This is a genomic window from Cohnella ginsengisoli (assembly GCF_029525555.1).
Classification (GTDB): Bacteria; Bacillota; Bacilli; order Paenibacillales; family Paenibacillaceae; genus Cohnella; species Cohnella ginsengisoli.
In genome coordinates this window covers 675,108-701,264 of the sequence record NZ_JAPDHZ010000006.1, presented here as the reverse complement: position 1 = coordinate 701,264, position 26,157 = coordinate 675,108, and the positions used below count along the sequence as shown (strand labels likewise).

Genomic DNA, 26,157 nt, shown 5'->3' with positions numbered 1-26,157 from the left:
TTATTGCGGCTTTCTATTTGCGTTTGTCGAAAAAAAACGAATTGACCGGCGCCTGTGCTTCATACTTGCTTTTTTTGCAGACGAGAATTCTGGATTTGCTCTAACCCTCTAGAAGCTTCGTCGCGAAGTTCAACCATCCGGTCAATGATCATGTCATGACGCATTTGGATCATTTTTATCTTGGTGCGGTCCTCATCCGTGACAACTCGTCCTTGCAATTCTTGAATGACCTCTTCTCGCAGTGCGACTAAGTTTTCTAACCCTTCGGAAGTGGCCTCTTCAATTTGCATAGATAATCGCTCAGTGAGAACTAACAGAACATCTAACTTGTTCATTTTAAGCACTTCCGCCTTGTATTGCACCTTGCTCCGCTGCAGCCAGCTTAGCAGTTTGCCTCCAAGCTTCTCTTAGATCATTAAGGTGTTCTGTCACTTCATCCGCGTATTTGGCATCTTTTTTTAATATTAGCCTGGATCAGGTTATGAAGAAAGTATTCATAAAGGTTGGCGAGGTTTTTGGATACCTCGAAATCAAAATTAAGTGACGCTGTTAATTCATGGATAACCGATTGCGCTTTTTTCAAATTTAAGTTTGCCGTACTATAATCCTTGGCGCGAATAGCCTCGGCACTCGCTTTTGTGTATCTAATAGCGCCATCATACAACATAAGCACTAATTGAATGGGCGTAGACGTTTGAACAGAAGATTGCTGATAAGTTTGGTAAGGCGATTTTAACAAAGGAATTTCCCCCTTAGTTCATGAAGCTGGATAGACTGGATGACTGAGTATTCATTTTGTTAATCGCCGTTTCCATCGCTGTGAATTTCTTATAATACTGCGTTTCTTTATCGTTCAGGCGTGCAGCCAGATCGGTTTCTCGGTTTTTCATGGATCGAATCGTATCGCTTAGCAAAGAGTTTTCAATAAAGTCGGCGGTCGTATCGGAGCTTGTTGTGAGCGTTCCCGCCTTCTCAGAGATCTGCTTCAATGCATCCATTGTAAATTTTGTTAGTTTTTGAAATATACCCACGCCCGACATCTCAGCCGTCACTTTCGTTCCCGTCGGAGCCGCCTTTGTGAACATATCGATAATTTTCTGCGGATCAGCCTCAATGGCTTCTTTTAGCTTGCTCTCGTCTTGTATAACGAGCTTGCCTTGCGTCGTATAGTCGCCGGTAGTTATCCCAATGGACGTCAAATTCGTTTTGGTCTGGTAATCTGCCATCGTGGCGATTCGCATCTGGCTGACAAGACCACTTAATATACTATCGTTTTTTAACAAGCCGCTATGTGCTTTTTCTTCCCATAACGTAATTTGGCTTTCTTTCATCCCGCTTTTTTTCGTCTTCCGTTAACGGCATAAAGTCCCGATATGTTTTTTCTCCAAGCTTGCCGTTGATCGCACCGATCAGGGTATTATAGTCATTAATAAAAGACTTGATTGTGTTTAAAATGGTCGTGGTATCCGTCTTAACGGATACTGTCGTGGGATCGCTCGAGCTCGTCTGATTCCGCACTGTAAAATTAATCCCGTTCATGTCGAACGTATTGGATGCCTGCTCGTAGGCGATGCCGTTGATCGTTGCCTTCGCGTTTGCCCCCGATGTCTTGGCCTCGGCAAACTTGACGGTGTTATCCATCGTGATGAAGCCCGATCCTGTGTTTTTGCTAACGATTGAAAATTGCCCGGTGGCATTGTTGTAACTAGCCGTAGCGTTTGTCGACTTGTCGGCATTGATCTTCGCGGCCAGCGTCGCAAGCGTATCTGTACTCGTATCAACAGTGACTGACGTCGTGCCGGAAGGCTGCGTTATCGTTATCGTATTGCTGGAGAATCCTAGCTGAGCCAATGTCTTGCCTGTCGTATCTACGCTATCCGGCGCTGTAGGCGTGTAGGAGTAAACGGTATAAGCCGATTTGGCCACCGCATCTACAGATATATTTAATGTACCGGAAGCTGAACTCGAGGTAGAGTTGACCGTGATCGCATTGGTATTGCCCGTCACATCGCTAGTCTTGGCACCGATGCTGGCTGACAGCGAATAATTGGCCAATTTGTTGTTGCGGAAATCGACAATTTTAGCGTTAATATCGCGATACGCTTCTTGTTGCCACTCAATCTTGGTGCGCTTCTTCACAATCGTGTCTAGTGATGTACGCTCGGCTTTCATTAACTTAGTTACGATGCTATCGATATCAAGCCCAGAAGCAAGGCCGCTCATTCTCGTCACCATTAGGTAAACCTCCTTTAAACCTTCTCATCGATCAATATGCCGTTAATCTCCATAAACTTGGCCACCAGGTCCAACGTTTTCTCAGGAGGGATCTCGCGGATTAACTCACCGGTTTCTTTGTTCATGACTTTAATGACGACCGTCTTCGTTTCTTTATGCATAGACATCTCTAGGGAGGTGTTGGGGCCTTGTAGGGCCGTTAAAATCTTGTCAAGCTTTTTAATGACCTGCTCGTCTCCTGCCGTGACATGTTCGCCCGACAACGAAGCTTTCTGCAACGCTTCTACGGTCGTAACGCTGTTCAAATCGGCACTCGGCACGCCGCCTAGCGTAGAGACCATACTTTTGTCAAAGTAGCTTGCTTGGGAACCGGAACCTGCAGAAGAAATATTCATAGACACCCATCCACCCCGCACTTAGAAATGTTTCTATTCCATTTATCGGAATGATTTCTCCTTATCATTAGCTATAACAACAAAAAAAAGAAGCCTTAGCAAAGCTAAGGCTTCTAGAAAAACGAGAATTAACGAAGCAGGGACAGAACGCCTTGCGGCTGCGAGTTGGCTTGCGCCAGCATCGCTTGGGAAGCTTGAAGCAGGATGTTGTTCTTCGTGAGGTTAACCATTTCCTTCGCCATGTCCGTATCGCGGATACGGGATTCAGCGGCGGTCAGGTTTTCTACCGTCGTGCCCAGGTTGTTGGACGTGTACTCAAGACGGTTTTGCTTCGCACCCAGCTTAGCGCGCTCGGTGGACGTGTTCTTGATCGCGTCTTCGATGTTCGTCAGCGTGGAAGAGCTCGTCAGACCCGTGATGCCGGTCGTGGAGACGGAATCGATCGAGATCGTTACACCGGAAGTATCGCTGATTTGGATCGTCGCGCCGGACGTGATGTTGATGCCGTTGAACTTCGTTTCGGAGAAAATCTTGTCGATTTGCTCGCCCAGTTGGTTCAGCTCTTGGTCGATGTTAGCCTTGTCGCCGGAGGAGTACGTGCCGTTCAGCTTTTGAACGTTCAGTTCCTTCATGCGGGACAGCATGGAGCTAACTTCGTTCATCGCGCCTTCAGCCGTTTGAACATAGGACACGCCGTCTTGGACGTTGCGTTGCGCTTGCTCAAGACCGCGGATTTGACCGCGCATTTTTTCGGATACGGCCAGGCCGGCTGCGTCGTCGGCAGCGCGGTTGATGCGGAGACCGGAAGACAGCTTCTCCATGTTCTTGCCAGCAGCATCGGTGTTCAGACCCATGTTGCGGTGCGTGTTCAGTGCGGTAATGTTGTGGTTAATACGCATGATAAAATTCCTCCCTGAATGTTGGTTTGCCGCTTCCTTGCGGCTTGCCGGGGATTAGGTCGTACGCCCCAACCCCGTCATGCTATTTTTATCGGCAGCATCCGGCACCGGTTTAATAGTAAATCTGATTATTTTTGCGATTTTTTTTTGAAGAACGTCGGACAAGCCCGCGAAGTCTAGTCCCTGCGGCAAACCGACAGACTCCTTGTTGCTCTCCTTCACCGAAGTCAGCAGTTCAGAGCGCAGAATCTGTACGTCCCGCGGCGCTGCAATGCCCAGCTTGATCGTGTCTCCTTCGACCTCGAGGATCGTGAGCTCGATCCCTTCACCGATCAGAATGGACTGTCCCTTTTTTCGAGATAGGACGAGCATCGGTCATTCTCCTTTCGCGGCGCCCGCAGCGGCCGGGAATAGCCGATGGCGCGTGGAGTAGGAGCTTTGACCTAGGATAATCTGTTTGCCGAGCTGTTTTTTCGTATTGAATACAAGCGGTGCCGTCAAGTTCGCCGTCGCATCTTTAAGACCCTGTCTCGTGTTAAGTATGACGCGTACGGATACGTCGTTTTGGCCTTCTAATGCCAACTCTCGCATCATGGCATCCGACAGATCGAATTCATAATCGGAGAAAAAGGCGAAGGGGTCCGCCAATACGAAAACCAAATCAGGTTGATCCGCCGATTGTAAATAATTGAAGGATGGATTCCCCTCGACGTTCACAAGAATGAACCTTCGGCTCTCTTCGAACCCCGGAAGACCTTCCTCAAAAAGATACAAACTTTTCTCCTCTACTTCGATGTCGCCAAAATTAGCCGTCTGAACGATCATCTATCGCTGCCTCCGCTTCGCAAATAAAAGTAGAAAGAACGGCAAGCGCATCATAAATGCCGCCTGCCGCTCCCATCATATCATATTTAAGCCATTATATTGATCGACGGCGCCGTGACCGTGACGTTCGGATATTGCTGCATGTAGACGTTGACCGATCCGCGCCGGTATTCGATCTCGGGCTTCGACGGCCGTATATCGACGTTTTTAGAGCCTGGAATGAATTCCATGTTCAGATCTCTCGGCGTGTAGCTGATCTTCGTATTGTCCGGCGCCGCGAAACCGAAGACCTGCAGATCCGGCGCCCCCTCCAGATACTCGTCCAGCGCCTGGCTGGCGATGACATTGCCTTTGATCCGAAGGTCGCCCGCTTCGTTGCCTTCCGCGACGATGCGTTCGAGGTTCTGACGCGCGACCTGCTGGTATTGCGAATAGATTCGCTGCCAGAACGCCTCGGGCTTGCCGCCAGTCAAGGCATTATCGGTAAGCGTCTTATCGATGACCAGCGTGCCCGAACCATTGTCCGCGGTAAAGGCCGGAGGCGTCGTTTCGATCTGCATGGCGGCCGGGCGCGTGCGAATATCATACTGCCCGGGCTCCGTCGAGATGCCGATCCGCCCGGCCTGCGATCGAATCGATATCTGCGGCAAAGGCATCATGCGTTATCCCCCCCACAGGTCCCATTAGCCCAAGAAGTCCACCAACGATGGTTTAATAATCTTAGCGCCGACGGACAGCGATGCCTGATAAACGCTCTCGTTCACTTTTGCTTTAATCAAGAGGTCTTCCATATCCGCGTCCTCCGTCTTGGACTGAAGATCCTGGAGGTTGACGTTCAAGTCCTGGAGGCGGTTCTGGAGCAAGTCCAGACGGTTGACGCGCGCACCGACTTGCGCTTGCGCAGTCAACACCTTATCCATACGAGAATCCAGAAGGCCTAGTTGCGCGGATACGCCGGCTTGATCCCCCGCACGAAGCTTGGCCGAGATTTGATCCAATACGTTAAAGACGTTGTCGTCCTCATACTGCGGAGAAGAGACCGTCGAAGACGCCGAATTCGGCGGATAGCCGAACACGTCGCTGCCGCTTAGATTCACCGTCAGTTGGATTCCGGCATTAACGATATAATCGAGCTTGCCAGCGTCGGTAACGACCGATGCTGCGTCCGCGTTGTCAGCATACGGCTTCGTATCCGTATACTGTCCGTTGAAGACGTACTTGCCCTTCAGTTGGCTGTTCGCGATATCCTTGAGCTGCGCTTTAAGCTGATCGACCTCGTCGGCAATGTTGTCGAGCGCAACCTGCGGATTGGTCCCGTTGGAGCCCTGTACGCTAAGATCCTTAACCCGTTTCAGCACGTCGTTCACCTGAGACAGCATCGTGTCGTTAAAATCGAGCCAGGAAGATGCCGCATCGACATTGGTCTGATAGGCCTCGTTAACGGACAAATCGGACCGGTACCGAAGCGCGTACGTGATGCCTACGGGATCGTCCGAGGGACGATTGATGTTGCGACCGGTCGAGAGCTTCTCGGACAGACCGGAGGATTGATTCAAGTTCGAATTGATATTGCGCAGTAGCTGCGCCGTGATGGTACCTTGAGTCACGCGACCCAACATGGGATTAACCTCGCTCTCCTAGTGGTGAATTAGCGTCCGACTACGCCGGTTCCGTTAATAATCTTGTCCAGCGTCTCGTCGATCGTCGTCATGAAGCGGGCGGCAGCGCTGTAGGCATGCTGGAACTTAATCAGGTTCGCCATTTCTTCGTCAAGGGAAACGCCGCTGACGGCCTGCCTGCGTGCATCGACCTGGTCGACGACCGCTTGCGTGTTGGTCGTCTGCCGCTGCGCCTCTTGGGATTGAATGCCGAGCTGCCCGATGATGGAGCTGTACATATCATTGACGGTCCCCGTGCCGGTCATGGCATCCGGATTGACCGAGGTAAAGTTTATTTTGGTATCGTTAAACTGGGCCATGAGCAAGGCCAGGTTCTTGTTGCCCTTGACGACGGATTCCGTGCCGCCGCTCGTCGCGGTTCGCATCGAAGCCGCGATATTGTTCGCGTCGTTTTGAATATCCTTGTTGACCATGATATTGCCGGCCGTGAGCGGCGAGCCGTCGGTCGAGACGAAGAAAGCGCCCGCCGCTTTCAGCGGGTCCTGGTTCGTGTAACCTAGCTGATGAAGACCGTTCAGTCCCTTCACGGTTACCGGCAAATCGGAAGCAAGCGTGCGGTTCGTGCCGGAGTACGTCACGCCATTCAGCACCGTGCCTTCTGGCAACACGGATCCCGCCGGCAGCGTCACAGAAATCTCGCCGTTCGCAAGACCGTTCACGAGCGTATCCAATTGACTCTGGAAGTTCGTCACGTATTGATCCCGCGACATGATCATTCCGTAAAGCTCGCCGCCGGTCAGATCGGAGCCGAACGCGCCGATCACGTCCGCGGTCTCCAGCGTCGCCGGATTGCCGTTGTCCACGAGCACCTGTCCGCCCATCGATACTTGATAGCCGTCCGCGGTCTCGGTGACCGACACGTTCGCCATCTTCGACAGTTCGTCCACCAGGACGTCGCGCTGGTCGCGAAGGTCGTTCGCGTTATCTCCGAAGGCTTCGATGCGCTTGATCTGCGTGTTCAAATCCGCGATCGTCTTCAGGGAAGTGTTCATCTGGGACACCTTCGTCCCAATATTGGTCGTCAGGTCGCTCTTCAGATCGTCGAACTGCCGGCTCATCTGATTGATGGCATCCGTGAGAGCCAGCGCATTCTCGCGTACAAGTTTGCGAGCCGTTAAGTCTTCCGGATTTTCGCTTAGGTCCTGCCAAGAATTAAAGAAGTTGTCCAACACGGAGCGAAGGCCCGAATCCGTCGGCTCGTTCATGATCGTCTCCAGCTTCTGGAGCGTATCCTGGCGAATCGACCAGCTGCCATTGTTTTGGTTTTCATTGCGGAACTGATTGTCCAGGTAGCTCTCGCGAATGCGCGTAATCGAAGAGAACTCGACGCCCGTGCCGAGCTGTCCCGGCGAAGTCGAGTGCGTAAGACCCGGCGCCTCGATCGGCCGGGAAGCTACCATGTTGACCGTCTGGCGGGAGTAGCCCGTCGTATTGGCGTTGGCTACGTTCTGCCCCGTCGTCTGCAGCGCGGCCTGCTGCGTAAATAAGCTGCGCTTGGCCGTCTCTATGGCGTGGAAGGTTGATCTCAAAGCGATTCATCCCCTATCTCGGTTGTATAAATGCGCGAACTAGGCGCGCGTATCGAACGATCTCCGGGACGCTCCGCCTACATATCCTTGACCTGCCGATGTCGGCGCGTACGTGATCTCCTGCTCGGGAGGCCCCGCGATCAAGTCCAATTCGTACCGGATGAGCTCAAGGGATTGCTGGATCAGCAACTGATTGCGCTCGTTGATCACCTTCAGCTCGTTGTGTCGCTCCTTCAGCTTGGCCGCTAGCGCGCGAAGCTCCGTCTTATGATCGGCCCTCGGCACCGCTTGAATGAGATCGGACAGCCTGCTGCCCGGCCGTGCCGTTAGTCCGATCTCTTTCCAACTGCCCGCAGCCGAACTGCCCATTTCCCGAAAGCTGTCCTCCAGGCGGGCGATGAGCCGAGTCTCCTTCGCGGTGAGCGCCATTAAAGCGTCCACGTCGTTCTGCACGACGATCGTCACCTTGTCCCGGGCGAGCTGAAGCAATTCGTCATGGATGTCGATCAAGCTATTCAGCGCGATCAGCAAGCCTTGAAAACTCAAGGGGATTCACCTCATTCTTGGGGTGGGATGGGCCGGAAGAACGGCAGCATCTTCTCTGCCAGCTTCGAAGTGTCGACATGGTAGGTGCCGGTGGAAACTTCTTGCTTCAGACTCTCGATCCGCTCCGCCCGCTCGGCGCTCTGAGCGCCTTGGGCGCCCAATAGTTCCTTCGCTTCTTCGGAGATCTGCACTTGGTCCTTGCGCTTGGGCCCCGTCTGGCTGCCTGGGCGCACTTCGTTGTTATTCTGATAGGCTCTATAGGCGCCTATACGCTGCGTATCGTTGATTTTCATATTAGACTCACCTCGGCGACTTAAAATATCAGCCCGAATAAATAAAAGACCGATAAACCTTTACAGGTATTATCGGCTACACCCTGTATGAAGTTAATAGAACGTCATGCCTAATTCCGATCGTTAAACCGGTCCTTGATTCGATACGTATTCTCGGATCCTGTCGAATCGGCGCCTTCGCCCTGTTTTCTGGCGCTGGTCGCGCTTCGGATCTCCGCCTGCAAGCGGCTATGGCAGCTCGCGCACATGCCGCCTTCGCGGATGGGAGTGCCGCACATTTCGCAGGGATAGTGCATGTTAACGGCGTTTTTGAGCGAGATGCGACCTTCGCGGATGTACTTGGTAATCTGCTTGATGCTGACGCCGGTCGCTTCCGACAGTTCGTTGATCGTGGTGCCTTTGTTTTTTTTCAAATAGTCCAGGCAGCTCTCGTATTGCTTTTCGCCCTTGGCGAAGCATTCGTTGCATACCTCTCTAATATGGCGAGGGAACAGCTTCCCGCAGCTTGGGCAATTCGCTAGATTCATAAGCCAACCTCCGTCCCCGATCCGAGGATCGACAGCATTCGATATCGTCCTTTTATTGTAATGGATGCGGACTGGTCGTGTATACTTTTTATTGAAATTCGTGCGTACGTCCCATCAACTCCTGGACCAGGCGATCCCGTAAACTTGGGCACCGGGCACGGCCTGAAGAACTGCGCGCGCGCAATCGTTCATCGTACTCCCCGTCGTGTAAATATCGTCCGCGATCAGAATCCGAAGCGGCCCGCTTGGTGAACGCGCTGCGGCAAATCCGTCCGCTGGCGCGAATAACCCGCGCATGTCCGCGATGCGCCCCTGACGCGCCTTGCCGCTCTGCTTCTCGGTATCGCGCGTCCGCTTCAGCAAGGGGCGATACGGAATCCCGTACCAAGCGGCCATCGCGGCGGCCATGCGCTCAGCCTGATTAAATCCGCGTTCCTCGAGCCTGCCCGGCGCGAGCGGAACGGCGGTGATCAGATCGAAGGCGCCCCCAAAGTCATTCCTCAATTGTTCCATGGCGCAGGATAGCATAGCAGCCATGACCTCGGTATACCGTTCTGCTCCCCTATACTTGTAATCGGCGAGCCAGTCTCTCATCTCGTCCCGATATTGCACCGAGCACCGCACGCCATTGAAGTAGGTCAGCTTGCGACGCAAGCAATCGAAGCAGCGGCCTGGCCTGCCGCACACGGGACACATCGGCGCCCATATCCAGGGAATGCGGGTCCGGCAAGCGCCGCATAGCCGGTTCAAAAGCAATCTCGCCTCCGGCTGTCGAACCGGCATAGGGGTCAAAGACGGCTCCCCGCGCACCTCGCGCAGACATACGGGGCATTGCTGAAGGACGGGATGGAGCAGCTCGTAGACGGCCCGGAGCAAGCCCCGCATCATCGGTCGCCCCCGCGACGGCCCGGGTTAAACGTCGAATGGCGGCCGCCTCCCAAACGAATGGGCCTGTCCCCATGCGACCTCTCGATCAAATAACCCCCTTTTCGCGCGAGCCGATTCATCGCGGTTATCTGCCTGATTGCGCCAGTTAGCGCCCGGGTTCGATGCGCGGCGCAGAAACAGACCCTACCGTCCGGATCGTCCACCGAGCGGCCGGCGCGCCCGGCCATCTGAACGAGCGCCGCCTCGTCGAACAGCTTGGCGTGGGCGTCAAGGATGAAGACGTCGCTGCGCGGAACGGTCACGCCGCGTTCGAGGATCGTCGTCGTCACGAGCAAACGCAGCTCGCGCTCCCGAAAGGCCGTCACTTTATCCCGTCGCCCGTCGTCTTGCGAAGAAGTGCCGTCGATGCAGGCCGCAGATATGCCCCAGCGCTGCGCCTGGCGGCGGAAGAGCGCGACCAGCACCTCGATCTGCTTGATGTAAGGCACGAAGATAAAGACTTGAGCGCCGCGCGCAAGGGATGATTCGATGCGGGCGTATAGCGCCGCCGCTTGTTTATCGGCGATGCGATTGTTTAAGCCTTGCACATTTTTTGCGCGGCTAGTCGCGCCGCCGCTCCAACGCTTCAGCGGCGCCATGACGAGGACGTGCGGCACGGGCAGCGGGTGCCGATGGTATCGAACGGGTACTTTAGCGCAAGGCAAACGGCCGAAGCGAACGGCACGGCGCATGGCCGAAGGCGGCGTCGCGCTCAGCAGTACGGTCGCGCCGTCCGGTTTGCGGGCGGCGGCAGCCGCATAGTGAAGCATGGGGTCGCCGTGGTAGGGAAACGCATCAAGCTCGTCGATCAGCACGAGGTCGAAGGCTTGCCCGAAGCGCATGAGCTGATGCGTGGTCGCCAGCGTCAAGTCGGCCTGCTGCCACCGGTCCCCGCTGCCGCCATACAGCACTGCCATGCTCCGGCCCGGAAACGCCGTCGCCAGCCGCGGCGCCAGCTCGAGCACGACGTCCCGGCGCGGCGTAGCGAGCAAGGCCCGGCCGCCGGCGCTGAGCACAGCGTCCAGCAGCGGAAAGATCATTTCGGTCTTACCCGCTCCGGTAACGGCCCACAATAAAAAAGGAACGCGGTCGAATGGCCAACGGATCGCCATGCGGCGTCTCGAGATCGGTTGCATCGTCAGCGGAAAGTTGCCGCCGATGCAGCGGCCCGCAGCCAAGTCTTAGCAGCGCTCGCAAGTAACTCATCGATTGGTGCGGGACTGCGGAAGGAACGTGCCCGCGAGGGGGAAACAGAGCGCCCTGGAGCCGCGGAAGCTAGCCCGCCGGCAATACCGACGCGGCCGGGCGCGGCCCGTTCCACCCCGAGCCCCGGTTCTCGCCCCGCCAGCAGGAAGCGCACCGCCTGCTCCGAGGCGGCCCGCTGCGCCGGGCTGAGGCCCCAGCGCGCGCAGACGTCCGCCGCGGACGGCCCTGCGGCGGACGCAGTCGCCCCGAGCGGCGAAGCCGCCGGCGCCGGACCGCGCACGAGCAGCCCGCACGCGCGGCTGCGGCCGAGCGCCAGGCACGCCTCGCAGACGGCGCAGGCGGCGCTGCCGCAAGAGGCGCACGCGGTGCGCCTCAGCGCGGCTTCGCCGCTGCCGCATCGCCGGCAGCGCATGCGCCGTGCCCGCGGCAGAGCGCCTGGCGCGACAGCCGCGCCAAGCCGCAAAGCCCCGAGCAGCGCGCCCAGCTGCAGCAGGCCCGGCAAGCCGGCGCCCGGCGCGATGCCGGGCGCCCGATCGGCGAGCATCGCCGCTGCCTCCGCCTGAAGCAGCGAGCGCCCCTCCAACAGCGGCAATAGCGAACGCACCCGCATGGCTTGAAGCTTGGCAGCGGCCGCCCCCATCCCTCGCCCCTCGCGCGACACACGCTCCTGCAATATTTCGCAGCCTTCTTCGGCTCCGTCAGACGCTTCGTTCGCTTTGTTTGCCCCGCTCCCTTTTAATCGCCCGAGCCTCCATCCGCTCCGCTTCGCAAATTCACCGCGTCCTTCCGCCCAATCGTCAAACATTTGCAGCAGCAAAACCCGCACCTCTGCCGTCTCCAACTCCCGCCTTCTATTCAACTTCGCCTGCAATTGTCCGCAAGCCGCCTCCGCCTCTCCCAACGGCATCAACCGCTCCAATCTGACGATTGCCCCGCCAGCCCACCCTAGGTCCATGGCCGGCGTTCCCCAACCTTCCGCGATCCCCGCCCGATACGCAGGGTCGAGCCAGAAACCTTCATCCGTATCCCAATCGACCGTGAACCTCGCCTGCCATCCGGTTTGCAACCGCACCGCATATACCGTCGCCCTCATTTCGCGCCCCCCTCGACTTTTTTTCAAACGCAAAAAAAGCACACCGCTTCAGCCCCTTCGGCCGTTAGCGAGTGTGCTTCACCCATTTAATTGCTATTTTGTTTCATACATCATTACTTAGCTCGCGCCATTCACAACGAATCACCGAGCCATACCCTTCATCACTTTTATTGTAATCGATCGGAAAAGGATGTCAATTCCGAACGCCCATCGTCATCCCTATTCTCCTGACCTTGCGCCTGTATAGGTCCCATTCCTAGCCCCTGTCCCCCGCCAAAGCCGCTGCCGCAGCCCCCGCCGCCGCTCTCTCCGTCAACGCTTTCGCTTCGCGGCAGCTCCATCCATACGGCGTTCGGCCCGTTCCACGCTTCCGCGTACGCCGTCTTCGTCTCTTCCCAACGCCTGCGCCCCGTCGCGCCGTCTTCGCCCGTCTCCGGCAGTTGGCGGATCAGGCTCACGCCCGCCTCCGTGCGTACGAGCATTTCCACGATCGACGCGGTGCCGTCCTCCGCCTCCGGTTCGAGCAGCACGGTAATGCCGATATCCGTCCCCGACAGGCTGCCTTGATAACGGAGCGAGCGGATCACCCACTCGATCTGATCCTCATGATTGCCCGCGACGATGACGTAGTGCCGCTTGGCGACCGGTCTGCGCCAGTGCCGCAGCAGACGATAGGCGCAAGCCGCGGCGACCGCGTAGCAACCGGCGATCCACAGCAGCAATCCGATCATGGGAGCCACCTCCTTGGCGTGAACTTGGCGGCCCCCGTCTCCACGTTGCCAGAGACAATCCTTTATCTTGCGAAAAGGCCGCGCCGCTATGCGACACTATATGCCGCGCAGCGCTTGGCGGTTCCGTGGTCCGCAGCCGCGCAGTTAGAGATCGGACCCACTGCTCAGAAGCCTGCCGCGCGGGCGCACACGAAAAGAGCCTCCGCATCTGCGGCAAGCGCAGCATGTAAAGGCTCTCTCCATAAATTTTATACCGGGTTCAGCACCAGATCCTCGTCCTCGTCCCGGTTGAACGCCTCGCGGTCGAACTCCCCTTCTGCATTCGCCACGAGCAGCGAGGTGACGGTCGTGCCCGTCGCGTTGACGGCGGTACGGCCCATGTCGATCAGCGCCTCGACGCCGGCGACGATGCCGATGCCTTCGAGCGGCAGGCCAAGCGCGGTCAGCACGACGGTGGTGGAGATGACCGCCGGTCCCGGCACGCCCGCCACCCCAATCGAGGAGATGACGCTGACGAGCACGAGCACGATATAGTCCGTTCCCGTCAGGTCGATGCCATACACCTGCGCCGTGAACACCGCCACGATCGCAGGCCAGATGCCGCCGCAACCGTTGAAGTTGACCGAGGCGCCGAGCGGCGCGACGAAGCTCGCAATCTTCTCGGACACGTGCAGGCGCTTGGTGATGACCTCCAGGTTCACCGGCAGCACGGCGAAGCTGCTCCGCGTCGTGAAGGCGACGGTGATCGTCGGATAGATTTTCTTAAAGAAACGGATCGGATTGACCCGCGCCACGAGCAGCACGAGCCCGCCGAACACGAGCACGAAATGAATGATGAGCGCTACGTAGGAAGTGACGATGACGCTTCCGAGCTCTTGCAACGTTTCCCAGCCGTACTTGGCCGTGATGCCCGCGATGAGCGCGAATACGCCGTAGGGAGTCAGGCGGATGATGAACTTGACGACCTGATGCAGCACCTGCGTCAGCGAAGCGATCAGCTCACGCACCGGACGGACGGCCTCCGCGTTCCGCGAACCGACCTTGATGATCGCGACGGCGATAAACAGCGCGAAAATGAGCACCGGCACGACCTTGCCGTTAGCCGCTTCAAGCACGGGGTTGGACGGTACCAGATCGAGGATGACCTGCGAAAACGTCGGAATCTCGCGCGCCTCGAAGCCTTCCGGCAACGCCTGCTGGATGCCCTTGCCCGGGTTGAACAGCAGCGCGATCGCCAGCCCGATAATCGAAGCCACGCCGGTCGTGCCAAGGAACCAGGCAAATGTCTTGAAGCCGATCTTGCGCAAATATTCGAGACTGGTCAATGAGGCGATGCTGTTCAGTACCAGGACGAACACGAGCGGGATGACGAGCATCTTGATCAGGCTGACGTAGATGCTGCCGAACGTGACGATCGCCTTGGTGTCCAGGTCCAGATTCTGCAGCAGGATACCCGCGAGCAGTCCTAGCACCAAGCCCGTGATGACGCGGACGCCAAAGCCTATTCGCTTTTTGGCCAGGAAATACAAAATGAAAAATACGAAAATCGAGACGACGAAACTGTACCAATTCGTCTCGATAGCGGATAGCAGATTGTTGTCTACGTTGTTCATAAGGTTGATATCATCTCTTCCCGATTAGTTTCATTCTCAGGAGCGATTCGACGACCGACCGCATCTCGTCTTCCATCATCGTGCCGAGCTTCCGGTAGGCGATCCGCCCTTCCTTGTCCACGAACACGGAGACGGGAATCGAGGTTACGCGATAGGACCGGGCCACGCTTTTGTCCGAATCGAGCAGCGCTTGGAAAGGGTAACCCCCTTGGGCCATGTACGCAGCGACCTTGTCGCGGTCCTCACCCATATCGACGGCAACGATCGCCAGATCCGCGCCTTCGAACGACTGGTAAATACGCTTCATGGCGGGCATTTCTTTTTTTGCACCATTTGCACCAGGTCGTCCAGAAGTTCAGATAGACGGCCTTGCCCCGCAGATCCCGCAGCGACACGGCATTCCCGTCCAGGTCCTTTAGGGTAAAGTCCGGCGCCGCCTCCAGTTGCCGCTCTTCCGTTAACTGCTTTTCCGTCAGGCGTTCGTTCCCCTGCCCATCGAGAAACGTTTGCCGCTCCTGCCTGACCTGCGCGTAGCCGTCGTCCTCGCCGTAGCTGCCCGAGATATACAGGGCGACGGCAAAAAGGACGAGCAACGCGCCGAGGATCGTCAGTTTATTTTTCATCGCAAAGCCGCTCCTCGCGCATCCGCATCAACACGGGCGGAATGGACGGCCAAAGGCCGCCCATTCCAGCTCCGCGCTATTTAGTTTCGTTAACCGATCACTTGGAGAGCAGATTGAACAGGACTTGCGCGACCTGCGCGCGCGTCGATGCGCCCGCAGGATCGAGCTTGCCGCCATTGCCCGAAACGACGCCGCTCTCGACGAGTGCCTTGAATGCATCCTGGGCATAGCTTGCGATCTGGCCCGCATCCGAGAATCCGGACACCGTCGCGCCCGACCGGGCAGCCGGGAGCTCGCCGAGCACGTTCAGCGTACGGTAAAGCAGCGTGAACAGCTCTTGCCGGGAGATCTGGCTATCCGGCGCGAAGTTGCCGCCTGCGCCTGTAGCGATGCCCAGACGCTTGGCTGCCGCAAGGTAGCCGGTATAATACGCATCGCCGGCATCCGCAAAATTGTCGGCTGCGCCGGCTTCCGGCGCGATGCCGTATGCCTTGAACAGCAGCGTCACGAATTGGCCTCTCGACACGGTCGCGCCGGGGCTGTAGTGCTCGGCGTCCGTGCCGGTCGTGATGCCGCGCGCCGCCAGGAATCCGACAGCGTCGCCGTACCAGGAGGAAGCCGCGACGTCCGCGAAGCTCACCGGATTGTAGCCGACGATGTACTGCGAGAAGTGCGTGGTCGTGAACTTCACTTCTTTGGCGGACGCGTCGAACTTCCCGCGTACCGTTTCTAACTCGCCTGTCGTCTCGTTCACGTAGTAGACGACGATCGCGTTCGCGGATTCGCCGCTCTCCAGCGTGTACGGCAGGCTGATATTCACCTTGCCGCCGCCGAAGACGGATACGTTACCGCCGCCCGCGATGACCGCCAGGTCGTAAACCGGACGATCGCCGAGCACCTGCTTGCCTTCCTCGGTCAGCTCTGACTTGGTGATTTGGATGCCGATGTCGCCCGTGCCTTCGGCAGCGCCGATGCTGGCGAACGCCTTCGCGTCAAACGCAATCGTGCCAAAGCCCGCATAGTTGATCTTCACCTCGGCCTGGGTTGCGCCGGCGAGCGCCTTCACCGCGTCGCGCGGCAGGGTCAGCAGCCCCGACTTGGTGTCCGCTTTCGCTTCGATGTTCAGTTCGATGACTGCTGCCTTGCCTTCCGACTCGGCTTTTTTTAGCGCTATCGACCAATCCCGAGACCTCGCTGGCAGTGATGGACGCGGAGGTCAGGCCGTTCGACGCATCGAACTTGGAAACGAGCTTGGCCGATACGACGATCTTGCCGTCCTCCGCGCCAGATCCTGCCGGCGGAGTCGTCGGCGTAGGCGTCGGCGTCGTAGAGCTGACCGGCGGGACATAAGGAGCCACATACCCAGGTACCGTTACTTCGACGTCAGCACTGGCGTAGAAACCAGGCTTGGCGGCGACGCGCACATGATACTTGCCTGCCGCCAGGCCCGTGATCGTAGAGCCCGTCACTGGCGTATAGGCATTTGCGCCGTGCGCCTTGTATTCCAGATCAGCCGTGACGCCCGTAATTTGACCGTCATTGTTCGCCGAACTCGTCGGCGCTACGCCTTGCAGTCCTGTCGGCGCGTCTTGGGTCTGCTTGGACGGCACGACGACGTCGACGGACGGTCCGACTGCGAGCTTGTCGGTGGCCGCATATCTCAGCGTGTAGGTGCCCGGCTCAAGACCGGTCAAAATTCCGTTCGTGCCATTGCCTTCAATCTTCGTATAGACGGCATTCTCGACGGACGCACCCTTGTATTCCAGGCCTTCCGTAATGCCCGTGATTTGTCCGTCCTTCAGGTTCGGCCCGCTGGGCGCGACGCCCGCGAGACCCGCCGGCGCAGACTGCTGGCCGTACTTCGGCACGGTCACGAGCGTGTCCGGGCTGGCGTTAATGCCGTCCTTCGCTTTGTTGCGGACAAGGTAATCGCCATAGACGAGTCCAGTGATCGAAGGTGTCGTCGCAGCCAGATAAGCGTCCGCGCCGACCTTCTTATACTCCTGACCAGCTGCCGTGCCTATGATCGAACCGCCGTATACGTCGTTCGCTACCGACGTCGCGATCCCCTTCAAGCCTTGGGGAGCTTCCAGCTGCAGCGGCGTCGTGTTCTGCGGCACCGCGATGCGGACCGGTTGGCCCGGCTTGTAGGCGATCTTGTCGTAGCTCTTCGTCGTCGAGTTTTTCTTTTGCGCGCCGAAGATCGATGCATAACGAACGTCATACTCGCCGGGCGCAAGGCGCCAGATGGAAGAGCCTGTGACGGGCGTATATTCGGTGTCGGAAGCCTTCTTGTACTCCAGCGCCTTCCCGCCTACCCCGTCGATGCGTCCGTCCGTGCCGCCGAACTGGGAGGGCTCGACGCCGACGAGACCGGTCGGCAGCGACTCCGTGCGGGACAGCACGCTGTTCAGCGCTTCGATATAATTGGCATAGGACTTGGTCGCGTCCGCGTCTTTCTTGGACGTATCGCCCCAACCGTACATGAGCTCGATATGGCCCAGGATCGGCGCAGCTTTGCCGTCTGCGTCCTTGTTGTCCTTGTTGTAAGTGAAGAAGTAAGGCACTTGCAGACGAATGGCTTCTACTTTGGCGCCATTGCCGTCCGTATACGAGATGTTGGAGGCCGCTCTCGTTTCGTATTCCGCACGCAGATTGGTCAGATATTGCTTAGCCAGATCGACGTACAGATAAGCATAAGCGTTCTTGCTGTCGCGGATCATGAGCTTGTCGTTTTCGTGATAATTGGCGTCCGGCTTCGTGACGTCCAAGCCTGCGTCGATGCGCGGGTCAAAGAAATAGACTTTGTCCACGCCATACTTTTTCGCATACTCGTTCACGTATTTAACCGCCGCTTGCGTATTCGGGCACCAGGAACCGCCGAAGAGCAGTACATAGTCGCCCTCGCTCCTGAGAATGCCAAGCAGCTCGTCATACGTCACGTGTTCCAGCACGAGGTCCTTGTCGGACTCGTCGAAGATCGGGGCAGCTGTCGGTGCGTAAAATGGACCGTTATGATTAAAGCCCGGCGCGATCAAATCGTACGCGCTGATCGTGCTGTACGCGTTCGCTTTGCCGAATACGCTTCGGATCTGCGCCTTGTAGGCGTCGATCTTGGATGCATCCGCAATGCCGCCCGTTTGGAAGTCCGCTGCGACCGCGGCGCTTTTGAAGCCTGCGACGACCGATCCGCCGCCGTTGTCTTTGTTGTATACGAAGACATATGTTTGATTTTGCACGTTCGCCGCATCCGCCGCGCCCGTCAGATAAGTATTGATAAGATCCGTATACTTGTAGGCAAAAGCATTGGTGCTGTTCGCGATGTCCAGATCGTCCTTGCCGTCGAGGCGGGTGTCGAAGTTGTAGACCTTCGCGATCCCCTTTTCCTTGGCGACTTGGTTGATATATGCGATCTGAGCCTGCGTGGACGGATTGGCCGCGCCGCCGAAGACGACGGCATACGTGCCGGGCGTTTTGAAGATTTGCGCGATATCCTCGTAGGTCGTCGTTTGGAACACATGCGATTCATTTTTCAAGGACGGGTAAACGTCGCTAAAATAATCGTAATGGCCGGCGTTGCTGCCGCTTGACGCGACGACGCCTTCCGGCGCTTGTTCGGCGGCGTGAGCCGCCAGTGCCGGGATCGCCACGAAGACAGCTAGCAGCAGCGCCATTATCCGTTGAGCTCTTAATTTCAATTTCAATCCGAACGCCTCGTTTCTGTATCTTCTGAAGTGAAGTAGTAGGGTCGATGCGGCTTACGGGCAAATCTCTTCTTCCGGCGGGCAAATCTCGTCGGAAGAGGAAGACGAGCCGGACGAGGAGCTCGAGGAAGAGGCGGCAGTCGTCGCGGACGCTTTAGGCGCTTCTACCTTTTTCACGAACGTCGTCGCCTTCGCAGGCGCGGCATCCGCAGGCTTTTCCACCGCGGCGGACGCTTGCGGAGCTGCCGTCGGCTCGGGCGCCTTGGTCGCTTGCGCATTCGATGCCACGGAAGGCTTCGCGGTAGGCGCCGGCGTCGCTTTAGGCGCTGCCGTCGGCTGCGCGGATTTCTCGACTTGCGTTTGCACGGACGCCGTCTTCACGACGGCTGCGGCCGTCTTATCGTTCGACACGGCCGGCGTCGCTTGCTCTGCTTTGGACTCGCCAGACGCCTTCGTCGGCTCAGATTCGTTCTTCGACTTCAAGTCCGCCGCTTGGACGTTCGCGCCTTCATTGGATACGGTCGCTGCTGGTGCGGCTTGGCTGGCGGCTTCCGCTGGCGCGGCAGCGTCGTTTGCGGGCGCTGCCTCGCTCGCGGGCGTTGCCGAAGCTTCAGGCGCAGCCGCTTGCTGTTCGGCAGCCGGCGCAGCGGCTTCCGCTGCCGGCGCTGCAGCCTGTTGCTCTGGCGACGCCGTCGCTTGCGTTGCAGCCGTCTGCTGTTCCGGCGCGGCTGCGGCGGCCTCCGTCTTTTGATTGGCCGATATGGCCGCGTAGGTCAGTCCGCCGAATACGACGGTAGCGGCGACCACGGAGATCGCCAGTTTGGAAAGCGCGAGTTTCTTCATTTCTAAATCATCCTCCCCAAGATGTTTGCGCTTAACGGATACAAAAAAAGATCCAACCGAAGCGCTTACAAGCGCTCCAGTTGAATCTCCGGCTGTCCAGTCGATTCAGTCTCTTTTCCTATTCCGCATCGCCTTTGTTTACATTGCATTCATATTATATCCATAATCCCGACCTGTCAACTAGTAATTATAAGAGATTCATCGTTCATGCACGATATTTGTCGCATATCCCCAACTACAATTCGTAGTGAAAGCATGTCGCTTCGTCGCTATATCGCATCTACGCAACAAAGACGCCACCCGCATGATCTCCCGATCATCGGATGGCGCCAGTCCCATGCATATGTATGATTCCTGCTGTTGCGATCGTGCGATACGGCTTTACAGCGTCACCCAGCCGAACTTGATCGAGTTGATGACGGCTTGCGTGCGGTCGTCGACTTCCATCTTCTGCAGGATGCTGCTGACGTGGTTCTTGACCGTCTTCTCGCTGATGAACAGGCTCTCGCCAATGTTCTTGTTGCTCTTGCCTTCCGCCATGAGGCGAAGCACTTCGGCTTCGCGGCGCGTGAGCGGATTGTTGCCCTTCGGCACGAACTTCGTGATCGTCTCGCGGCTCGCGGCCGCGCCGGACGCAGCGCCGATCTCGTCCAGATACGTCATGCGGCGCAGCTGGTTGATGAGCTTGCCGGTGACCTTCGGGTGAATGTAAGCATGGCCGTTCGCGACCGTGCGGATCGCTTCGACGAGCGATTCGGCTTCCATGTCCTTTAGCAGGTAGCCGGTAGCTCCCTTGCGCAGCGTCTCGAACACGTAGCTCTCGTCGTCGTGGATGGACAGGATGATGACCTTGATCTCGGGGAAAATGTCGCGCAGCTTCTCCGTCGCAATGACGCCGTTCTCCGTTGGCATGTTAATGTCCAGCAGGACGACGTCCGGCTTTTGCCGATTGCAGAACTCCAGCACCTGGATGCCGTCCCCGCATTCGCCGATGACCTCCAGGTCGGGCTCCATGTTCAAGATGCGCTTGAGTCCCTCGCGGAACAGTTGGTGGTCGTCGGCAAGGAGGACTTGAATCTTGCGGCCCGAGGCGATGTTCGAATTCTTACTCTCCATTAATGTCCAACTCCTTCCGCATATCGGCTTTAATCGGTACTTGTATGGTAATCGTGGTGCCCTGTCCGATGGCTGAATCGAAGACGATATCCCCCCATCAGCAGATCCACGCGCTCCTTCATGCCCATGAGTCCGAACTTGGCATTCTTCTTCGCCTGCGCTTCCGCCAGATCGGTGTGAAAACCTTTGCCGTTATCCTTGATGACCATCCGGATCGTATCTTCCAGATAGACGATGTCAAGCGACATGTACGACGCCTCGGCATGCTTGAAGGCATTGTTGAACGCCTCTTGCACGAGCCTGAACATCGCGGCTTCCAGCGCGGTCGAGATTCGCTTTTCCCGCCCGCTCGTCTCGAAGACAGAACGGATGGAAGTGCGCTCCTCGAAATCCTGCACGAATTTGCGAAGCGTAGGGACAAGACCCAGATCGTCGAGCGCCATCGGCCGAAGGTTGAATATGATTTTGCGAATCTCCCCCCAATCCCGAGCGTATTTGCGATTTTAAATCGACCAATTCGCTGCGCACAAGCTCCAAATCCTTCGTATCCAGCATCCTCTCTGCAATTTCGGTCCGCAGCACCAGATTCGCGAGCGACTGGGCCGGACCGTCGTGAATCTCCCGGGCCATGCGCCTGCGCTCTTCTTCCTGGGCGAGGATAATCTTCAGACCGATAAGCTGGCGATTCTTCGCGGACTCGAGGATACGGGTGACCTGGTTCAGATCGCCCGAGAAATAATCCAGCACGACGTTCATCTGCGAGCCGATCATCTCCGCGCGCTCGATGGAGAGCTCCACGTTGCGGACACGGCTCTGCAAATCGTCCCGGCGCGCCTTCAAATAATTCTCTTTTTCCCGATACACGGTCAGATCCAGTTGTAGCTGAGTGGCCTTCTCGTAGGCGGATTTGATGTCTTTCTCCGAGAATCGTACGAAATCCCTGCTCACCTCGGTGAGCCGGATGCGCGATAGCTTATAATCTCGTTCGAGGGCGTCGACCTTGTCGATCGTATCGGAGGTCTCCCTGAGGACGTTCTCCAATTCCTTGCCGAGCGATACAAGCTCGCGTCTCGCCGCTTCACAGATCTCGAATACTTGCATCTTGCTGTCTTCCATGACGCGCATCGCGTTCTGTATAACCCGGTCAATCTGTTCCACCCGATAGTCCAATCGAGCAACTCCCCTCCGCGCCCTACTCCGGACCGTCCCGCGTCGCACGCTTTCAGCCCCGGCGGGCTTGAATGGAGACAAGGTATGCCTCCATCATATCATATTTGCGCGCGACGTGGACGGGCCTACTAGGTCTAGCAGCGCAAGATTAGCGAATTGTAATCGTCTTGGTCTTCTGGTCCCACCCGACCTTCCGTCCGAGCTCCGTGGAAACGACGCGCACGGGCACGAGCACTCTCCCGCTGCGCAGGATCGGCGTCGCCGCGGCCGTCGCGCGGATGCCGGTATTGAGCAAGTCCGGCTTGCCGACCCATAGCTCGACAAGCTTGCCGCCGCCGGTAACGGTCGCCTTCTGCGCCGCTTGGTCCCAGCCGATATCCGCGCCGAGCGCGTCCGATACGAAGCGGAGCGGCAGGTAGGTCGTGCCGTTCAGCAGCAGCGGCGCGATGTCGAGCGCCACGCTCTTGCCGTCTACCGCAGCGGACTTTTGACCCAGCTTGAGCACGATATCCGACTGGGCGTCATCGTCGACGGCCGCCGGGTATTGAAGCGACAGATTGTCAAAAGCGACCGAGCCCGTCAGCGCTCGTTCGTCCTGACCTTCTGCCAGATTGACGACGTAGAGCTTGGTCAGCGTCGCGGGATAAGTCAGGCCGCTGCCCGCCAGATCGACGCGAACCTGCTTCCAGCCGCTCCAGTTGACCATCTTGGCGATGTCCACGCGCGCCAGCTTGCCGTCCGCGCCCTTGAACTCGGCGCGCAGCCAGTTGTTGGAGCCGTCGCCATAGACGTCCAGCGTCAACGCGCTCGGACTGCCCGTGATCGCCAGGCCCGCGCTGCCGTTCGGCAAGGCGTAGGCGAAGCGGTCGCCGGTGCCGGCCGTGAAATCGTAGGTCAGCTGCAGCGCCTTCGACGTCTCGCGGCCCGGCAGTCCCGTCACGATCGCAGCCGTGCCGGCCGTCTCGGCCGGGAGCTTGTCGAACGTCACCGGATAGGTCGCGGTCTCAAACGTCTCGAAGCTCTTCTCCGCTCCCGCGCTCAGCGCGAACGCCGTCGAGAAGCCGTCGTACCTGGCGATCGCGTAGCCGGTCTTCGTCCCGTCGCCGACCGCGCCGATCGTGATGACGCCGCCGCTCGCGGCCGCCGTGAAGCCCTTGAACTCCCACTTCGCCGAATCCGCCGGCACCTCGAGCGTGCGTCCGTCCGCGAGGGTCGCCGACAGCTTGACCGCAATCTTCGCGCCCGGCTCGAGCACGGTCGTGTTCGGCGTCGCCTTCAGCTGATTGATCTGCGAGCCGCCGATTACCTCGATGCCGACCTTGTCAGTCGCCGCGCCCGCCTTCACCGTCAGTTCCCCCGGTGCCCGCCTTCGACGCGGTCAGCACGCCGTTACCGAAGGCGCCAAGCCCGCCGCTCACGCTCCAGCTTGGGGTCAAACCGGCGGCATCGATCGGGTTGTAGTACGTGTCGTAGGCCTTGAGCGAATATGTCGCCTGCTGGCCGATGAACAGCGTCTTCGGCCCGCTCGCCGCGATCCCCTTCGTCTCGCCTGCCGGCGCGGTCGTGAACACGCCGATGCCGTTGGCCACCGCCCGCTGCGTCGTGCCGAAGTAGGTCGGATGCGCCAGCGTCGTGGCCGTCTCGCCGAGCGGACGCGTAATCATCGTCGTCGAACCGCCGCCGTCGAGATTAACCGCCTTCCACACGCCGAGCGCCGTCAGAATCTTCTGGAATTCCGTCAGCGTCACGCCGTCATGCGAGCCGTACTCCTCGACGGTCACGAGGTACGCCGTCTTGCCGTCCTGCGAATACGCGACCGCCGTGCGCGCCCGGTCCGCGGAGCCGCTGACGCCGCTGACGTCCCGGCTGAACGCCGACGCCTTGCCGCCGTCCATGAGCAGCGTGTGCCCGCTCACGATCATCTGAAAGTCGCTCTCGCCGTACGTCTTGCCGCTCGTCTGCGACACGAGATTGTACGCGCTCGTCACCTGCGTGCCGACCGGCAGGCTGTTCAGGATGAAGTTCCCCGAATCCTTGCCCTTGTGCCCGCGGAGGATGTAGCCGTTCGCCGGGATCGGCGTCTGGATCTGCACCCCGTCGCCGATCTCCGTCACGACGCCGTCCACGACCAGCGCTTCCATCGGCGTCGTGCCGCTGTTGGCCGGCCGACTGCCCGCCGTCCAGGCGTTCGTGTACATGTACAGCGCGTTGACATGGCTCGCCGTCTTATCCGGATATGTCGTGTACGAAGAGTTGTTCAGCCCAGATAGCGCGAACTTCGTCCCGTCCGCCGCCTGCACGCTGCCCGAGAACGCGAATCGATCGATGATCGGCGTCTTGTCCTTCGTCAGCGCAAAAGCGTACATCCCCTGCAGCTTCGTCGGCGCGACCAGCAGCTGTCCCGAGCGCAGCTCCGCCCCGAGCGGCGCGCCCTCGCTCGATGAGCCCGTGTTGAAAACGTCCCCGTTCACCCCGGCTACCGCGCCGGTCGCCTTAGTCATCGCCCCGACCGACTGGCCGGTCGTGACGCTGCCGTTTTTCCCGCTGAGCGCGTTCATCTGCACGTACGGATTCGACAAGTCGATCTGCAGCACATGAACGAGCTCCGTTCCCTTCTTCGTATCCGACGGCACCCAGCTATAGTTGATCTGCTTCACGCCGGACGTCACGATTGCCTCGTCGGACTTCACCAGCTTGTACGTGACCGCAGCCGTCGCCGCCGAAGCGACGCCCGGTTGCCACTGCGCGAGCGGCGCCCAGCCGGTGCCCGCGAACGAAGCGACGACGAGCGTTCCCGCCAACATTGGTATACTTACGACTCTAGCAGCTCTCAGAATGTTAAACTTCGATTCAGGCATTAGTTGCAATACGCTCCCATGTTGTCATAAATTTGCGCGGGGCGGCACGGCAGCCGATTCCTACCAAACTCCCAATACTTCCCCTCTATTAGTAGACTCCGTAAACTACAAAAAGTTACATATGATAAGAGAATTATATAAATTTCGCGCGCACGGAAAATAAAAATGATCCCTGCCGGCAGAGGCCGGAGGGATCGCGATTTGCGATTTTCAGATGAGCTGCATCTTCTCTTGCTCCGATTTTTCATAGCCGTTCGGATTTTGGCTTTGCCAACGCCAAGCGTCCGCGCACATTTCCGCAAGGCCTCTGGTCGCTAGCCATCCCAGTTTATCTCGCGCCTTGGACGGATCCGCATAGCAAACGGCGATATCGCCCGGCCTTCGATCGACCACCGTATAGGGAATGTCCCGTTCGGATTCGATTCGGAACGCATGAATCATTTCCAGCACGCTATAGCCTCTGCCCGTTCCGAGATTATAGGCTTCCGCGCCGGTCGTCGACTTCACGCGCTCGATCGCCTTCAGGTGGCCGTTGGCCAGGTCCATGACATGAATGTAATCGCGCACGCCGGTACCGTCATGCGTCGGATAGTCACCGCCGAAGACATAAAGCTTGTCCAGTTTACCGACCGCTACCTGTGTAATATAAGGAGTAAGATTGTTCGGTTTGCCGTTCGGGTGTTCGCCGATCAGGCCGCTAGGATGCGCGCCTACCGGGTTGAAGTACCGCAGCAGCGCGATGCTCCATGCCGGATCGGAGATAAAGAGATCCCTGAGCATTTCCTCGATCATCCATTTCGAACGCCCATAGGGATTCGACGCCGCCAACGGGAAGTCTTCCGATATCGCTCCGGCATCCGTCGGCGCGTACACCGTAGCGGAGGAACTGAACACCAGACGCTTGACGTCGTGCTTCTGCATGACTTGGCAAAGATTGATCGTGCTAATCAAGTTATTCTCATAATATTTCAGAGGAATCGCTACCGATTCGCCCACGGCTTTGGAGCCGGCGAAGTGGACGACAGCCTCGATCTCGTGTGCCTCGAAGACCTGCTCCAGCTTCGACAGTTCGAGCAGATCGATAGGGTAGAAAGGAAACTCGCGCTTCGTAATCTGCCGGACTCTTGCTAGGGATTCCTCGCTACTGTTGGACAGATTATCTACGACGACGACATCGTACCCAGCGTTTAAAAGCTCGACGCAGGTGTGACTGCCGATATACCCTGCTCCGCCTGTAACTAAGATTGCCATTATATGCCCCCCCCGCCTTTTCCAATCGTCTCCTACTAGTATACGACGGCGCTTCATTTGACGATAGACCTCGTTTGAGCCAGGCACTGCTTTA

Annotated in this window: 26 protein-coding genes and 2 pseudogenes; all 28 read right to left on the bottom strand. The window is 57.9% G+C overall.

Going from position 1 to position 26,157, the window contains the following annotated elements; all coding sequences use genetic code 11:
* Positions 1 to 59 precede the first annotated feature (59 nt).
* The 28 genes and pseudogenes from OMP38_RS29835 to galE all read right to left on the bottom strand — a co-directional run bounded on the left by OMP38_RS29835 (position 60) and on the right by galE (position 26,063).
* On the bottom strand, positions 60 to 335 hold the full coding sequence (locus OMP38_RS29835; RefSeq protein WP_277568308.1) for a hypothetical protein: 276 nt from the start codon (positions 333 to 335) through the stop codon (positions 60 to 62).
* A gap of 98 nt (positions 336 to 433) precedes the next feature.
* Positions 434 to 739: a flagellar export chaperone FliS gene (gene fliS, locus OMP38_RS29830; RefSeq protein ID WP_338130694.1), complete on the bottom strand. Its 306-nt coding sequence runs from the start codon at positions 737 to 739 to the stop codon at positions 434 to 436.
* A 13-nt stretch (positions 740 to 752) separates the two neighbouring features.
* Positions 753 to 1,331, bottom strand: a complete 579-nt coding sequence (fliD, locus tag OMP38_RS29825) for a flagellar filament capping protein FliD (RefSeq protein WP_277568307.1) — start codon at positions 1,329 to 1,331, stop codon at positions 753 to 755.
* The gene (gene fliD / locus OMP38_RS29820; protein WP_277568306.1) at positions 1,288 to 2,235 is read right to left on the bottom strand and encodes a flagellar filament capping protein FliD; all 948 of its coding nucleotides are present in this window, start codon (positions 2,233 to 2,235) and stop codon (positions 1,288 to 1,290) included. The genes fliD (OMP38_RS29825) and fliD (OMP38_RS29820) overlap by 44 nt, the downstream gene beginning before the upstream one ends.
* Positions 2,236 to 2,249: 14 nt before the next feature.
* Positions 2,250 to 2,630: a flagellar protein FlaG gene (locus tag OMP38_RS29815; protein WP_277568305.1), complete on the bottom strand. Its 381-nt coding sequence runs from the start codon at positions 2,628 to 2,630 to the stop codon at positions 2,250 to 2,252.
* Between the two features lie 128 nt (positions 2,631 to 2,758).
* A complete protein-coding gene (locus OMP38_RS29810) occupies positions 2,759 to 3,529 on the bottom strand; it encodes a flagellin N-terminal helical domain-containing protein (protein ID WP_277568304.1) in 771 nt (256 codons plus the stop codon).
* A 54-nt stretch (positions 3,530 to 3,583) separates the two neighbouring features.
* Entirely contained in the window at positions 3,584 to 3,901 is a 318-nt protein-coding gene (locus tag OMP38_RS29805) for a carbon storage regulator (RefSeq protein ID WP_277568303.1), read from the bottom strand.
* Positions 3,902 to 3,904: 3 nt separating this feature from the next.
* Entirely contained in the window at positions 3,905 to 4,354 is a 450-nt protein-coding gene (gene fliW, locus OMP38_RS29800) for a flagellar assembly protein FliW (RefSeq protein WP_277568302.1), read from the bottom strand.
* Positions 4,355 to 4,440: 86 nt separating this feature from the next.
* Positions 4,441 to 5,013: a DUF6470 family protein gene (locus tag OMP38_RS29795; protein WP_277568301.1), complete on the bottom strand. Its 573-nt coding sequence runs from the start codon at positions 5,011 to 5,013 to the stop codon at positions 4,441 to 4,443.
* 24 nt (positions 5,014 to 5,037) lie between these two features.
* On the bottom strand, positions 5,038 to 5,973 hold the full coding sequence (flgL, locus tag OMP38_RS29790) for a flagellar hook-associated protein FlgL (protein ID WP_277568300.1): 936 nt from the start codon (positions 5,971 to 5,973) through the stop codon (positions 5,038 to 5,040).
* Between the two features lie 29 nt (positions 5,974 to 6,002).
* Positions 6,003 to 7,562, bottom strand: coding sequence for a flagellar hook-associated protein FlgK (gene flgK / locus OMP38_RS29785; protein ID WP_277568299.1), 1,560 nt, complete (start codon positions 7,560 to 7,562; stop codon positions 6,003 to 6,005).
* A gap of 39 nt (positions 7,563 to 7,601) precedes the next feature.
* Entirely contained in the window at positions 7,602 to 8,108 is a 507-nt protein-coding gene (locus tag OMP38_RS29780; RefSeq protein ID WP_277568298.1) for a flagellar protein FlgN, read from the bottom strand.
* 11 nt (positions 8,109 to 8,119) lie between these two features.
* The gene (gene flgM / locus OMP38_RS29775; protein WP_277568297.1) at positions 8,120 to 8,401 is read right to left on the bottom strand and encodes a flagellar biosynthesis anti-sigma factor FlgM; all 282 of its coding nucleotides are present in this window, start codon (positions 8,399 to 8,401) and stop codon (positions 8,120 to 8,122) included.
* Positions 8,402 to 8,511: 110 nt separating this feature from the next.
* Positions 8,512 to 8,928, bottom strand: a complete 417-nt coding sequence (locus OMP38_RS29770; protein WP_277568296.1) for a TIGR03826 family flagellar region protein — start codon at positions 8,926 to 8,928, stop codon at positions 8,512 to 8,514.
* 114 nt (positions 8,929 to 9,042) lie between these two features.
* Positions 9,043 to 9,816 carry a ComF family protein gene (locus OMP38_RS29765; RefSeq protein WP_277568295.1) on the bottom strand — a complete coding sequence of 258 codons (774 nt, stop codon included), beginning with the start codon at positions 9,814 to 9,816 and terminating at the stop codon, positions 9,043 to 9,045.
* A pseudogene (locus OMP38_RS29760) lies at positions 9,813 to 11,425 on the bottom strand (helicase-related protein); the annotation flags it as partial. The pseudogene OMP38_RS29760 and the gene OMP38_RS29765, both read right to left, overlap by 4 nt.
* 896 nt (positions 11,426 to 12,321) lie before the next feature.
* Positions 12,322 to 12,885: a hypothetical protein gene (locus tag OMP38_RS29750; protein WP_277568293.1), complete on the bottom strand. Its 564-nt coding sequence runs from the start codon at positions 12,883 to 12,885 to the stop codon at positions 12,322 to 12,324.
* Positions 12,886 to 13,133: 248 nt separating this feature from the next.
* The gene (locus OMP38_RS29745) at positions 13,134 to 14,498 is read right to left on the bottom strand and encodes a dicarboxylate/amino acid:cation symporter (protein WP_277568292.1); all 1,365 of its coding nucleotides are present in this window, start codon (positions 14,496 to 14,498) and stop codon (positions 13,134 to 13,136) included.
* Between the two features lie 10 nt (positions 14,499 to 14,508).
* Positions 14,509 to 14,805: a TlpA family protein disulfide reductase gene (locus OMP38_RS29740; protein WP_277568291.1), complete on the bottom strand. Its 297-nt coding sequence runs from the start codon at positions 14,803 to 14,805 to the stop codon at positions 14,509 to 14,511.
* Positions 14,741 to 15,121: a redoxin domain-containing protein gene (locus OMP38_RS29735; protein WP_277568290.1), complete on the bottom strand. Its 381-nt coding sequence runs from the start codon at positions 15,119 to 15,121 to the stop codon at positions 14,741 to 14,743. The genes OMP38_RS29740 and OMP38_RS29735 overlap by 65 nt, the downstream gene beginning before the upstream one ends.
* Positions 15,122 to 15,218: 97 nt before the next feature.
* Positions 15,219 to 16,187: an S-layer homology domain-containing protein gene (locus OMP38_RS29730; RefSeq protein WP_277568289.1), complete on the bottom strand. Its 969-nt coding sequence runs from the start codon at positions 16,185 to 16,187 to the stop codon at positions 15,219 to 15,221.
* Positions 16,114 to 18,795 carry a hypothetical protein gene (locus OMP38_RS29725; RefSeq protein ID WP_277568288.1) on the bottom strand — a complete coding sequence of 894 codons (2,682 nt, stop codon included), beginning with the start codon at positions 18,793 to 18,795 and terminating at the stop codon, positions 16,114 to 16,116. The genes OMP38_RS29730 and OMP38_RS29725 overlap by 74 nt, the downstream gene beginning before the upstream one ends.
* Before the next feature lie 84 nt (positions 18,796 to 18,879).
* Positions 18,880 to 19,668 carry a hypothetical protein gene (locus tag OMP38_RS29720; protein WP_277568287.1) on the bottom strand — a complete coding sequence of 263 codons (789 nt, stop codon included), beginning with the start codon at positions 19,666 to 19,668 and terminating at the stop codon, positions 18,880 to 18,882.
* Between the two features lie 381 nt (positions 19,669 to 20,049).
* Positions 20,050 to 20,784 carry a response regulator gene (locus OMP38_RS29715; RefSeq protein ID WP_277568286.1) on the bottom strand — a complete coding sequence of 245 codons (735 nt, stop codon included), beginning with the start codon at positions 20,782 to 20,784 and terminating at the stop codon, positions 20,050 to 20,052.
* Positions 20,774 to 21,954: pseudogene (locus tag OMP38_RS29710) on the bottom strand (sensor histidine kinase). Before OMP38_RS29710 ends, OMP38_RS29715 begins: the two are co-directional and overlap by 11 nt.
* Positions 21,955 to 22,102: 148 nt before the next feature.
* On the bottom strand, positions 22,103 to 23,299 hold the full coding sequence (locus OMP38_RS29705; RefSeq protein WP_277568285.1) for a copper amine oxidase N-terminal domain-containing protein: 1,197 nt from the start codon (positions 23,297 to 23,299) through the stop codon (positions 22,103 to 22,105).
* Positions 23,277 to 24,758 (bottom strand): phosphodiester glycosidase family protein, encoded by a 1,482-nt coding sequence (locus tag OMP38_RS29700; RefSeq protein ID WP_277568284.1) that lies wholly within the window; start codon positions 24,756 to 24,758, stop codon positions 23,277 to 23,279. Before OMP38_RS29700 ends, OMP38_RS29705 begins: the two co-directional genes overlap by 23 nt.
* 264 nt (positions 24,759 to 25,022) lie before the next feature.
* Entirely contained in the window at positions 25,023 to 26,063 is a 1,041-nt protein-coding gene (galE, locus tag OMP38_RS29695; RefSeq protein WP_277568283.1) for a UDP-glucose 4-epimerase GalE, read from the bottom strand.
* Between the last annotated feature and the right edge of the window lie 94 nt (positions 26,064 to 26,157).